The following is a 12,541-nucleotide window of genomic DNA, read 5'->3' on the forward strand; positions in this document are numbered from 1 at the left end:
GTGCGGACGGGGCGTCTGCGGGATGCGGGCGCCGGGCCTCCGGGCCTCCGGGCCGCCGGGCCGCCGGGCCGCCGTCGGGGCGCGGCCGGGGCGCGGCCGGGCCGTCGCGGGTTCGCCGGTGTGGCGGAACCCGCCCCGAAAGCAGGCCGCCGAAGGCCCCGCGGGCGACTGCGGGATCATAGGGTGGCGCGGGCGTCCGCCCCACCGATCGAGAAGGAATGGCTGAACCATGAGCAGCGGTGACAACACCGGCGAGCGCAACCCCTTCGCGCCGCCGCCGGCGGATGCCCCGGACCAGCCGTGGCAGCCGCGCAACCCCGGGCCCACCGAGGGCCCGGACGCGCCCGACGGCGACGGGAGCCCGGACGAGCGCCCGCAGGTCCCGCCGCCGCACCCGTGGAGCCCCGGCTACCAGGGCGGCGGCTGGCACCCCCGCCCGCCCGCCCCGCAGCCGCCCAAGCTCGACCCGGCCGACCCGGCGCAGCGCAAGGCCCGCAACGCCGCACTGGCCGGCATGGGCGCGCTGGTCTGCGCGTTCGCCTCGCTGCACTACGTCGCGCTGTTCGTCGGCGCGCTGGCCATCGTCTGGGGCATCACCGCGATGCGGGCCCCCAAGCCGGCCGCCACCACCGCCACCGCGACCGGCCCGGCCGCGCCGGCCGCCGTCGCCGGCGAGTCCGCCGCCCCGAACCCGCTGACCCCGGCCGCCCTGGCCGGGGTGCTCACCGGCGCGATGACGGTGGTCTTCGTGTCCTCGGTGATCGGCCTCAGCCTCTACTACAACGACTACGTGACCTGCGTGCGGGACTCGCTCACCTCGACCGGTGCGGACAACTGCGAGCGGCTCGCGCCGAAGTGGTACGTGGACATCACCAAGACCCGCGAGTAGCGGGAGCGGCGGGGCCGGTCAGTCCGTCCCGCCGACACCGTCCGAACCGTTCACGCGGTCCGCGCCCGCCGCGCCGCGGGCCGCCCCGCCCTGGCCCGCCGCGCCGTGAGCCGCAACGGCGTCGGCCGACCGGCCCAGCCGCAGCACCACCGCGTACGCACGGGCGCGCAGCAGCAGCGCGCCCCGGCGCGCGTAGCCGTTGAGCACGCCGCCTCCGGCCGCGTCGCCCGCCGGCGGGCCGACCGCCGCACCGCCCTGACCGCCGCCCAGTGCCCGGGCCCGCGTCAGCAGGGCGCCCGGGACGGCGACCACGGCGATCCAGCCCGCCGCCGCCAGCCCCGTCCGCCACGGCACCGGGCCCAGCTCCGCCATCCGGCCGCCGGCCAGCGCCCCGCCGGAGAGCCAGCCGAGCACCGCCACGGCCGCACCGGTCAGCAGGGCCGCCGCCAGCACCGCACCGACCGTCCCCGCCGGGTGCCAGGCGGTGGCCTCCGCCTCGGCCGACTGGTCCAGGTCGTCCGACCCGTCCGGGTCGTCCAGGTCGTCCGGGTCGTCCAGGTCGTCCGGGTACCGGTCCGTCCGGTCCGGGCCGACCGGTACCCGGGCCCCGCTCGCGGCCGCCCGGCCCAGCAGCACCGCCGGGACCACCCCGGCCAGGGCCGGCAACAGGCAGGCCAGCAGCCGCCAACCGCCCGCTCCGGGCTCGGCCACCAGCGCGAACAGCGGAAGCTCCGGCAGCGGCCCCAGCACCGTGCCGGCCGGTGCCACCAGCGTCCCCGCCCCCGCCGCGAACCCCGGGCCCAACGCGTAGGCCGTGCCCCAGAGCACCGCGTTCGGCAGCAGCACCACGCTGAGCAGCAGCAGTCCGGCCACGGCGGCCGGGCCCTGCGCGAGCGCCGCCGCGCCGTGCCCGGCACCGGTCACCGCGGCCAGCACCGCCGCCACCGCGACCACCGTCGCACCCGCCGCCAGCAGCCCCGCCCCGCCGGCCAGTGCCGCCGTCCGAACCGCCGCCGCGCCCCCCTCGAAGCAGGCCCACGCGGGCACCCGGTCCAGCGCCCGCCGCCGGAGCACCCGCCAGGACGCCTGCCAGGGCGCAGGCCAGGGCTCACGTGCCGGCCGGCCGCGCTCCGGCACCCGGCGGGCCGTCCGGGCACCGGCCGCCGTCGCGGCGGCGGCCAGCAGCGCCACCACCAGGACGTCCGGCAGCACCCGCGCCCGGAACGACCCGGCGTCAGAACACTGGGCGGCCACCGCCACGGCGACCGCGCAGTAGCCGGACCACACCGCCAACGGACCGCTCCACCGCGGTCGCAGCCGGCGCCGGACCGCCGCCCGGGCGCCCGCACGGTGCAACTGGCCCACCGCCAGCAGGCCGAGCAGCAGCGGAGTCACGGTCAGCGGGGCGTCCAGCGGGCCGCGGAGCACCGGTGCACCGTGCCCGAGCAGCCAGAGCACCCCGGCCAGCCGAACCGCGCCGGCCGCACCGTCGTCCGCGTCCGGGGTCACCACCCAGAGCCCCAGCACCGGCACGGCGACCGCCGCCAGGCCGAGCAGCGCCGTCCTCACCCCGGTGAGCAGATCGGCCAGAACGGGTCTGGCGCCCAGCTCGCCCGGCACTTCCAGGATCGGACGGCCCATCAGCTGCGTCATGCGCCTCATGGTGCCAAGGCGACTCGCCATGCTCCGTGAAGAGGCAAACCACCGTCGTGTCCCAGATTATTGGCTTATGCGCATTTTCAGACCCTGCCCTCATGCCGACGCCCCCGCTCCGGCCCGGAGCGTCTGATGACCACGCCGCCGACTGCCGAGCGCCCCGCCGGTGCCCCCGCCGCCGCCCACCCCACTGCCCACCCCACTGCCCGCCCCGCCGCCCCCGCCGACCCGCCCGCACCGCAGGGGCGCCCCGGAAAGGGCCGGTCCGGTCGCGGCCGGGCCGCGAAGGCCGCCAACGCCGCCCGGGCGGCGCGGACCCCCGAGCCCGGCGGACCCGCCGAAGGACCCACCGGCGGACCGCCCGGCGGCCAGGACGAGGCGCTCCGGCTGCTGCGACAGCTGACGCCCCGTGAAGCCCAGGCCCTGGCCCAGCTCGCGGCCGGGCGGGACCTCGCCCAGTCGGCGGCCGCGCTGGGCGTCACCCCGGCCACCGCACGGAGCTACCAGCACCGGGCCATGCGCAAGCTCGGCACCCGGACGCACGCCGAGATCGCCGCCTTCGCCGCCCTGCTGAGCCCCGCTCAGGCCGCCTCCGCGAGCACCGCCGGCCCACCGGACGGCCCCCGCCCCGGCACCCCGGCGAAGCCGCCGGCCGGGCGGGAACGACGCGGGCGCGCCAAGACCCGGCCGACCACCCCGGCCGCCCCGGCCACCGCCGCGCCGAAGGCCCCCGCCGCCCCGGCCACCGCCGCGCCCCACGGGAGCCCGCGCACCGGGGACGGCGCCCGACCGCAGTCCACCCACGCCACCCCGAAGGCCCCCGCCCGCCCGGACACTCCCACGAACACCACCACGGCGAGCACCCCCGCGGCGGCCGGCCCGGCGGCCGCGCCCGCCGGGGCGCCCCGGGCCAAGGGCGGCACCACGCCCCGCCCCGGCCCGGCCACCGCGCCGCCACCCCGGCCGAACGGCCGCGGGGCCGCCACCCCCGCCCCGACCGGCGCAGGCACGGCGAACGCGCCGGCGGAGCAGCGGGGCTCCGCCCGACCGGCGCCCGCGCCGGTGCCCGCCCCCGCCGCGCACGAGCAGGTGCCCGCGCCCGCACCCTCCTTCGAGGAGCTGTACGAGACCGCCCACACCCGTCTGGTCCAACAGGTGTTCCTGCTCACCGCCTGCAAGCACCGCGCCGTGCACTGCGTGCGACTGGCCTTCGGCGAGGCGGGGCGGCGCTGGGAGGACGTGGCGGCCGGGAGCGATCCGGAGGGGTGGGTACGGGCGCGGGCCTGCGAGGCGGCGCTCTCCCCGTGGCACCGGGGCGGTCCGCGCCGGGCCCACGTCTGGCGGCTGCCGCACCGGCGGATCAAGGTCCGCCCCGCCGACGAGTCGCAGGCCGTGCTGCCGGACCACGACCGCCTCACCGACCGTGACCGCGCGCTGCTCAAGGCGCTCAAACGGCTCTCCCGCCCGCAACGCCGGGCGCTGGTGCTGCACGACGGCCTGGGCCTGCCCGCCGCCGCCGTGGCCGTCGAGGTGGAGTCGACCCGGGCGGCCGCCGAGGGCCGGATCTGGGCGGCCCGGGCGGCGCTGGCGCAGTGGGTGCCGGAGCTGGTCGGGCCCGACCCGGCCGCCGAGGGCTTCGCCGACCGGCTCGCCGGGCTGCTGCACCGGGCCGCCGTCCGCGGCTGCCCGCAGCCGCACCGGCCGCCGGTCCCGCTGCTGCGCGCCCGTCACGGACTGGCGAACGCCACCCGGACCGGGGCGGCGATCCTGATCACGGTGGCGGTCGGCGGCGCGGCGGCGGCGACGCTGGCCGGCAGCGGCCCGGGGTCGCTGTTCCGCCGACCTCCCGAGCCGCCCGCGCAGACGGTCTGCGGCGCGGTCAACGGCTCCGCCGTCCCCCTCGTCCCCGACGGCCCGCTGACCGGGATCCGCAGCCTCTGGTGCAGTCCGGCGCCGGGCGTGGAGCCGGTCGTGATGGACCCTCCGCCGCCCCGGGCTCCCTTGTGGGAGCTGCCGGCCGCCGGGCGGACGACGGCGGCCCTGCCCCCGCCCGGCTCGGCGGCGGGGCCGTCGGCCTGCACCCGCTGGGCGCTCCACCCCTGCCCGGCGGACCACTAGGGCCTGCCCGGCGTCGCGCGCCCGGCAGGATCGGCCGGACGGGGCCCAGGGCCGGAGAGGCCGGAGAGGGCCGGGCCCCGGGAGCCGGCCGGGGCACAACGGCGAGCGCCCCCGCCCGGAGGTCCGGACGGGGGCGCTCGACAGCCGGGAGGCGTCAGCCGTTGATCAGCTCACGCGCCAGGCGGGCGGTCTCGGACGGCGTCTTGCCGACCTTGACACCGGCGGCCTCAAGGGCCTCCTTCTTGGCCTGCGCGGTGCCCGAGGAGCCGGAGACGATGGCGCCGGCGTGGCCCATGGTCTTGCCCTCGGGGGCGGTGAAGCCCGCGACGTAGCCGACGACCGGCTTGGTGACGTGCTCGGCGATGTAGGCCGCGGCACGCTCCTCGGCGTCGCCACCGATCTCACCGATCATGACGATGAGCTCGGTCTCCGGGTCCTCCTGGAAGGCCTTGAGAGCGTCGATGTGGGTGGTCCCGATGACCGGGTCACCGCCGATGCCCACGGCCGAGGAGAAGCCGATGTCCCGCAGCTCGTACATGAGCTGGTAGGTCAGGGTGCCGGACTTCGAGACCAGGCCGATCTTGCCGGAGCTGGTGATGTCGGCCGGGATGATGCCGGCGTTCGACTGTCCGGGGCTGATCAGGCCGGGGCAGTTCGGGCCGATGATCCGGGTCTTGTTGCCCTTCGAGCCCGCGTACGCCCAGAAGGCGGCGGTGTCGTGCACCGGGACGCCCTCGGTGATGACGACGGCCAGGCCGATCTCGGCGTCGATGGCCTCGACGACGGCGTCCTTGGTGAACTTCGGCGGCACGAAGATGACGGTGACGTCGGCACCGGTCTTCTCGATGGCCTCGGCGACGGAGCCGAAGACGGGGACCTCGGTGCCGTCGACGTCGACCGTGGTGCCGGCCTTGCGCGGGTTCACACCGCCGACGATCTGGGTGCCGGAGGCGAGCATGCGGCGGGTGTGCTTCATGCCCTCGGAGCCGGTCATGCCCTGGACGATGACCTTGCTGTCCTTGGTAAGGAAGATAGCCATGGTGAGAAGTCCCTTCCTTACTTGTTGGCCAGCTCGGCGGCGCGGTCGGCCGCACCGTCCATGGTGTCCACCTGCTGAACCAGCGGGTGGTTGGCGTCGGTCAGGATCTTGCGACCCAGCTCGGCGTTGTTGCCGTCCAGGCGGACGACCAGCGGCTTGGTGACCTCGTCGCCCTTGGTCTTCAGCAGCTCCAGGGCCTGCACGATGCCGTTCGCGACGGCGTCGCACGCGGTGATGCCACCGAAGACGTTGACGAAGACCGACTTGACGTCGGGGTCGCCCAGGATGATCTCCAGGCCGTTCGCCATCACCTCGGCGGACGCGCCGCCGCCGATGTCGAGGAAGTTGGCGGGCTTCACGCCGCCGTGCTTCTCGCCCGCGTAGGCGACCACGTCGAGGGTGCTCATGACGAGACCCGCGCCGTTGCCGATGATGCCGACCTGGCCGTCGAGCTTGACGTAGTTCAGGCCCTTGGCCTTCGCCGCCGCCTCGAGCGGGTTGGCGGCGGCCTTGTCCTCGAGCGCCTCGTGCTCGGGCTGGCGGAACTCGGCGTTCTCGTCCAGGGAGACCTTGCCGTCGAGCGCGATGATCTTGCCGTCGCCGGACTTGATCAGCGGGTTGACCTCGACGAGGAGGGCGTCCTCCTTGATGAAGACGACCCAGAGCTTCTGCAGGACATCGGCGACCTGGTCGGCGATCTCGGCCGGGAACTTCGCCGCGGCGACGATCTCGGCGGCCTTCTCCGGGGTGCAGCCCTCGTTGGCGTCGACCGGGATCTTGGCGAGCGCCTCGGGGTTCTCCTCCGCGACGACCTCGATCTCCACACCGCCCTCCACGCTGGCCATGGCCAGGAAGGTGCGGTTGGTGCGGTCCAGCAGGAAGGAGACGTAGTACTCCTCCTTGATGTCCGCGGTCTGGGCCAGCATCACCTTGTGCACGGTGTGGCCCTTGATGTCCATGCCGAGGATCGCCTCGGCCTTGGCGACGGCGTCCGCCGGGTCGGCGGCGAGCTTCACGCCACCGGCCTTGCCTCGGCCACCCACCTTCACCTGAGCCTTGACGACGGCGCGGCCGCCGAAGCGCTCCGCGATGGCGGCAGCGTCTGCGGCGGTCTCGATGACATCACCGTCAAGCACGGGAACCCCGTGCTTGGCGAAGAGGTCCCTCGCCTGGTACTCGAACAGGTCCACGTGTTTGTCCTTGTTCGTGGTCGCGGATTGTGTCTCTACGAGCGTGCCACGGCAGGATCTTCGCTGCGGGTCGTCGAGGCGGTGCGGGTACGCAGAGGTACGGCCTTGCGGCCCACACAGCCACGGGCGCACACGTCAATCAACACGCGCGTCACGTCCGTCTGGCAGGTTATCCCCGGACGACGGGCGCGTTTCGCCCGGGACCGGCCCGGCTTGGGTGAGAACCGTCACAGCCGGGCCGCGGCCGGCTGCCGCGCGCCCTGCTCAGAAGGCGCGCAGATCAGCGGTCCGCCCGGGCGCGGGTTCGCTCGTCCGGGTGAACCCGCGCACCCCGTCCCTACACGCCCTGTTCCGGTACCGGGATCGGCCGCTTCTCGATCGCCGCCGCCATGACGTCCGCGAAGGCGTCCGGGGTGCAGGCGAACGCCGGGGCGCCGAGCGCGGCCAGGGCGGCCGCGTGCGCGTGGTCGTACGCCGGTGCCCCCTCGTCGGAGAGCGCGAGCAGCGCGACGAACTGGACGCCGGCCGCCTTCATCGCCGCCACCCGCTTGAGCATCTCGTCCCGGATGCCGCCCTCGTAGAGGTCGCTGATCAGCACCACCACGGTCTCGGACGGCCGGGTGATCCTCGACTGGCAGTAGGCCAGCGCCCGGTTGATGTCGGTACCGCCGCCGAGCCGGGTCGCGAACAGGACGTCCACCGGGTCGTCGAGCTGCTCGGTGAGGTCGACCACCGAGGTGTCGAACACCACCAGCCGGGTGTCCAGGGTCTTCATCGAGGCCAGCACCGCGCCGAACACCGCCGAGTGCACCACCGAGGGGGCCATCGAGCCGGACTGGTCGATGCAGAGGATGACGTCCTTCTTCACCGCGCGCTGCGCCCGGGCGTAGCCGACCAGTCGCTCGGGCACGACGGTGCCGTACTCGGGCAGGTAGTTCCGCAGGTTGGCCCGGATGGTGCGGTCCCAGTCGATGTCCCGGTGGCGCGGGCGGTTCACCTTGGCGCTGCGGTCCAGCGCGCCGCCCAGGGTGGCCCGGGTGCGGTCGGCGAGCCGGCGCTCCAGCTCCGCGACCACCTTGCCGACCACCGCGCGGGCGGTCTCCCGGGTGGTCTCGGGCAGTGCGTGCTTCAGCGAGAGCAGGGTGGCGACCAGGTGGACGTCGGGCTCGACCGCCTCCAGCATCTCCGGCTCCAGCAACAGGTGGTCCAGGCCGAGCCGGGTGATGGCGTCCTGCTGCATCAGTTGGACGACGGTGGTGGGGAAGTACTCGCGGATGTCGCCCAGCCAGCGCGCCACCTGCGGCGCCGACCCGCCCAGCCCGGCGCCGCGCCGGCCGGCCCGGCCCTCCTGCGGTGCGCCCCGGTACAGCGCGGCGAGCGCGGCGTCCATCGCGGCGTCCCGGCCGCGCAGCGCGTGGCCGGTGCCGTCCGCCTCGCCGCCGAGGACCAGCCGCCAGCGGCGCAGCCGCTCCTCGGCGGCGAGGGTGGCGGGGGTGGTGGTCTCTGCCATCGGGTGCTCCTTCCGGTCCGTCCCGTACGGGGTCGGGTGGTGCGGCAGTTCGGGGTGGTGCGGCGGGTCGGGTGGTGCGGCAGTTCGGGGTGGTGCGGCGGGTCAGGTGTTGCGGCCGTCGGCCTGCCGGGGGATCCGCGCCGGGCCGCCGGGGTGGACCGGGCAGCCGGGCAGCCCGAGCAGCAGGGCGACCACGGGGACCGCCGCGTCGGCGCGGGCCGGGTCGAGCTCGGGGCCCGTGCCCGCCTCCGCCGCCGGCTCGGCGCCGAGCGGGCCGGCCGCGACCCGGCTGCCGACGGTGTTCCGGACGCCCGCCTCCAGCGCGGAGAAGGTACGGCGCAGCAGCGGCAGCACGTCGGTGAAGACCTCGGCCGGCACCGCCGTCAGCCACTCGTCTAGCAGGGCCAGCAGGCGGGGGTCGTGCAGCAGCAGGGCGCCGCCGCCGGTGAGGAAGCCCTCGACCCAGCCCGCCGCGTCCGCCGGGGCGCTGGCGACCGAGAGGACGAGGCCCAGCCGGCGGCCGGCCTCCTCGGAGTCGAGCCGTCCGTCGTCCAGCAGCAGCCGGACGGCGCGGCCGCGCAGCAGGCCGGGCACACCGGTGGCCGGGCCGCCGGCCGGTTCGCGGCGGGCGAGCGCCCGCAGGGTCGCGGCCCACCGGTCGGCGAGCCCGCCGACCGGCTCCAGCAGGCCGATCGCGCCGTGCACCTCGTCGAGCCGGCCGCGCATCGCCTCCGCGCCGGCCGCGTCCAGCCCGGTGCAGGCGGGCGGCAGGCCGACACAGATCCGGTCGGCGAGGCCCGCCGCGACCTCGCCGAGCGCGCCGTGGTCGGTGCCGCGGACGTCGCCGTAGCGCAGCGCGCGGACCAGCGCGGGCAGGGCGCCCGCCAGCTGGGCGACGTCGGTGTCCAGCGCGGCGCAGTCGGCGAGCACCCGCATCACGGCGGGCAGCGCGTCGGTCAGCCCGGCGAGCAGGCAGGCCTCGACCAGGGCCGTCAGCTCGGTGAGCTCCACCGCGGCCCGCGCCGCGCCGACGGCCCGGCCGGCCGCCGCGTCCTCGACGGTGGTGCCCCACTGGGCGGCCTCGACGACCCGGACGGCGAACTCGGGCTGCCAGTGGAGCCGCCAGCTCTCCCGGAAGGTGCCCGTCGAGTTGACGGCGGAGCGGCTCGGCACGCCCCAGTCGATGCCGAACAGCCGCAGCCGGTGCAGCAGCCGGGAGCGCGCCGCGTCGTTCTCCTTGCGCAGGTCCAGGTCCAGCTCCCGCGGGTCCACCGCCGGCTTCAGCCGCAGCGAGCGCTGCAGCCGGGCCAGGTCCCGTTGCAGCGGCACCGCCGGCGCGCCGTCCGGCACCTCGCCGAGCGCGTCGCCGGTCACCAGGCGGTCGTGCACCAGCGCCAGCGCGACGTCCGAGCCGTCGCACATCACCGAGCGGACGGCGTCCACGGTCTCGGTCAGCCCGGCGAGCGGGCGCTCGCGCACCACCGCCAGCGTCCGGGCCAGCCGGACGGCCTCGATCACGTGCGCGGAGGAGACCGGGTGGTCCTCGGCGCGCAGCAGCTCGGCGGCCCTGGTCAACCAGAGCGGCAGCGGATCACCCGGGGTGGTGAACAGGTGGTGGTACCAGCCCGGCGAGACGATCCCGGCGCCGTAGCCGCTCTGCTGGGAGAGCCGGCGGTGCGTCCACGGCACCCAGGTGATGTCGGTCCGCACCTTCTTCGGCAGACCGGCCAGCACCGCCCGGTCGTGGGCGGCGGTCGGCATGGCGGCCAGCGCCGGGACGTGGAACGCCCCGCAGACCACGGCGATCCGCCGGTGCCCGGCCCGCTTGGCGGCCCGGACCTGCTGACGCATGTACGCCTCCCGCAGGTCGTCGCGCCGGGCGGCCGGGCCGGCGGCCGCCCCGCCCTCCCGCAGCGCCGCCATCGCCTCGGCGACCGCGGCGAACGGGGCCAGCGCGTCGGTGCCGGGCGCGCGGTGCTCGATCACGTCCTCCCACCAGCGCTCCGGGTCGTCGCAGCCGGCCGCCTCGGCGAGCATCCCGATCGGATCCCCCGGCCGCTCGTCGGTCCGCCCGTCCTGCTCCGTCCCGGCCGGTTCCCCGGGCTCTCCCGGCTCCTCGGGCTCCCCCGGCTCCTCGGCGAGGCCGTAGGCCGCCGGGAGGTCGATGAAGCGCACCGGTACACCGGCGTCGAGTCCGTAGCGGATCGCCACCCACTCCGGGGAGAACTCGGCGTACGGCCAGAACGCCGCCCTGGCCGGGTCGTCCACGGCGTGGGCGAGCAGGGCGACCGGTGGCACCATGTCCTTCCCGGCCGCCAGCCCGACGATCGGGTCGGCCTCCGGCGGGCCCTCGATCAGCACCGCGTCCGGCCGCAGCTGCTCCAGTGCGGCGGCCACCGCGCGGGCCGAGCCGGGGCCGTGGTGCCGTACGCCCAGCAGCGTCACCTCTGCGCTCATCGCGCCCTCCCTCCTCGTGCCTCGAACTGCCTCGTACTGCCTTGTATTGCCTCGAACTGCCTCGACCTCAGTGGGTGTGCTCGCGGGCGGCGCGGTAGAAGTCCTTCCAGCCGTCCCGCTCGCGCAGCACGCCCTCGACGTACTCGCGCCACACCACCCGGTCGGCGACCGGATCCCGGACGACGGCGCCGAGGATGCCGGCCGTGACGTCGCCGGCCCGCAGCACGCCGTCCCCGAAGTGGGTGGCCAGGGCCAGGCCGTTGGTCACCACCGAGATCGCCTCGGCCGTCGACAGCGTGCCGCTCGGCGTCTTGACCTTCGTCCGGCCGTCCACCGTGAGGCCGGCCCGCAGCTCGCGGAAGACCGTCACCACGCGCCTGATCTCCTCGGCCCCGCCGGGCAGTCGGGTCAGCTCCAGCGAGCGGCCGAGCTGCTCGACCCGCCGGGTGACGATGTCCACCTCCTCCTCCAGCGAGGCGGGCAGCGGCAGCACCACGGTGTTGAACCGCCGACGCAGCGCGCTCGACAGCTCGTTGACGCCGCGGTCCCGGTCGTTCGCCGTGGCGATCAGGTTGAAGCCGCGCACGGCCTGCGTCTCGCCGCCCAACTCCGGTACCGGCAGCGTCTTCTCCGACAGGATGGTGATCAGACTGTCCTGCACGTCCGCCGGGATCCGGGTCAGCTCCTCGACCCGGGCGATCTTCCCGTCCGCCATCGCCCGCATCAGCGGCGAGGGCACCAGCGCCTCCCGGCTCGGACCCTCCGTCAGCAGCCGGGCGTAGTTCCACCCGTACCGGACGGCCTCCTCCGGCGTGCCCGCCGTCCCCTGCACCAGCAGGGTCGAATCGCCGCTGATCGCGGCCGCGAGATGCTCCGACACCCAGGTCTTCGCGGTGCCCGGCACGCCGAGCAGCAGCAGCGCCCGGTCCGTGGCCAGCGTCGTCACGGCGACCTCGACGATCCGCCGCGGCCCGACGTACTTCGGGGTGACCACGGTGCCGTCCGGCAGCTCGCCGCCGAGCAGGTAGGTCGCGACGGCCCACGGCGACAGCTTCCACCGCTCGGGGCGCGGACGGTCGTCCTGCGCGGCCAGCGCGGCCAGCTCCGCCGCGAAGGCGTACTCCGCGTGTTGCCGCAGAACGTCGGTCATGAGGGGCTCCTTCGGGTCGGCCGCCGGACACACCTGTGGCAGGCGGCGAGGTGATCGGGGGGAGCCAGGTCGGCGTCCCGGCCTGCGAGAACAACCCTGCACCGGACCACTGACAATCCTGACCGGACCTCAGTTCGACCACCCGGCCTGTCAGTCCCCCCGCCTACCGTCGTCGGCATGGAGGAACGCTGGAGCACCGAACACGTCCTGTCCCTGGCACCCGACGCGAGCTCGCAGAAGGCCGCGGGCAAGCTCTCCTCGCCCGCGCCCTGGTCCGCCACGGGCACCGACGGCACCGCGCTCTGGGGCGAGTGCAAGGGCAGCGGCCGGACGCCGTACCGCACCGCCGTCGAACTGGCCACGCCCGCGTACTCGTGCACCTGCCCGAGCCGCAAGTTCCCGTGCAAGCACGCGCTCGGGCTGCTGCTGCTCTGGAGCGGCACCCCCGAGGCCGTCCCGGCCGGCGAACCGGCCGGCTGGGCGTCCGACTGGCTGGCGGAGCGCCGCGACCGCGCCGAGCGGCGCGCGACCG

General features: G+C 76.1%; 9 protein-coding genes. 3 read left to right on the forward strand and 6 right to left on the reverse strand.

Translation table 11 applies throughout. The features are described 5' to 3' along the window. Positions 1–229: 229 nt before the first annotated feature. Positions 230–889 carry a hypothetical protein gene (locus ACFVYI_RS33925; RefSeq protein WP_387892693.1) on the forward strand — a complete coding sequence of 220 codons (660 nt, stop codon included), beginning with the start codon at positions 230–232 and terminating at the stop codon, positions 887–889. Between the two features lie 18 nt (positions 890–907). Here the strand turns inward: ACFVYI_RS33925 and ACFVYI_RS33930 are convergent, their stop codons facing one another. Then, on the reverse strand, positions 908–2,542 hold the full coding sequence (locus ACFVYI_RS33930; RefSeq protein WP_387892695.1) for a DUF6350 family protein: 1,635 nt from the start codon (positions 2,540–2,542) through the stop codon (positions 908–910). Between the two features lie 135 nt (positions 2,543–2,677). Here ACFVYI_RS33930 and ACFVYI_RS33935 point away from each other — a divergent pair, with 135 nt between their 5' ends. After that, positions 2,678–4,663, forward strand: a complete 1,986-nt coding sequence (locus ACFVYI_RS33935; RefSeq protein WP_387892697.1) for a LuxR C-terminal-related transcriptional regulator — start codon at positions 2,678–2,680, stop codon at positions 4,661–4,663. 154 nt (positions 4,664–4,817) lie between these two features. Here ACFVYI_RS33935 and sucD read toward each other — a convergent pair whose 3' ends face one another. The 5 genes from sucD to ACFVYI_RS33960 form a co-directional block, all read right to left on the reverse strand. Then, the gene (gene sucD / locus ACFVYI_RS33940; RefSeq protein ID WP_360631481.1) at positions 4,818–5,702 is read right to left on the reverse strand and encodes a succinate--CoA ligase subunit alpha; all 885 of its coding nucleotides are present in this window, start codon (positions 5,700–5,702) and stop codon (positions 4,818–4,820) included. A 17-nt stretch (positions 5,703–5,719) separates the two neighbouring features. Beyond that, positions 5,720–6,892 (reverse strand): ADP-forming succinate--CoA ligase subunit beta, encoded by a 1,173-nt coding sequence (gene sucC, locus ACFVYI_RS33945; RefSeq protein WP_360631484.1) that lies wholly within the window; start codon positions 6,890–6,892, stop codon positions 5,720–5,722. Positions 6,893–7,229: 337 nt separating this feature from the next. After that, a complete protein-coding gene (locus ACFVYI_RS33950) occupies positions 7,230–8,402 on the reverse strand; it encodes a VWA domain-containing protein (protein ID WP_387892699.1) in 1,173 nt (390 codons plus the stop codon). 102 nt (positions 8,403–8,504) lie between these two features. Next, entirely contained in the window at positions 8,505–10,859 is a 2,355-nt protein-coding gene (locus ACFVYI_RS33955; protein ID WP_387892701.1) for a DUF5682 family protein, read from the reverse strand. Positions 10,860–10,926: 67 nt separating this feature from the next. Continuing rightward, positions 10,927–12,009, reverse strand: coding sequence for an AAA family ATPase (locus ACFVYI_RS33960; RefSeq protein WP_387892702.1), 1,083 nt, complete (start codon positions 12,007–12,009; stop codon positions 10,927–10,929). A gap of 177 nt (positions 12,010–12,186) precedes the next feature. Between ACFVYI_RS33960 and ACFVYI_RS33965 the strand changes: the two genes are divergently transcribed. Next, the coding region (locus ACFVYI_RS33965; RefSeq protein WP_387892704.1) for an SWIM zinc finger domain-containing protein at positions 12,187–12,541 on the forward strand (355 nt) is incomplete at its 3' end.

The organism is Kitasatospora sp. NPDC058218, assembly GCF_042882445.1.
Taxonomy (GTDB): domain Bacteria; phylum Actinomycetota; class Actinomycetes; order Streptomycetales; family Streptomycetaceae; genus Kitasatospora.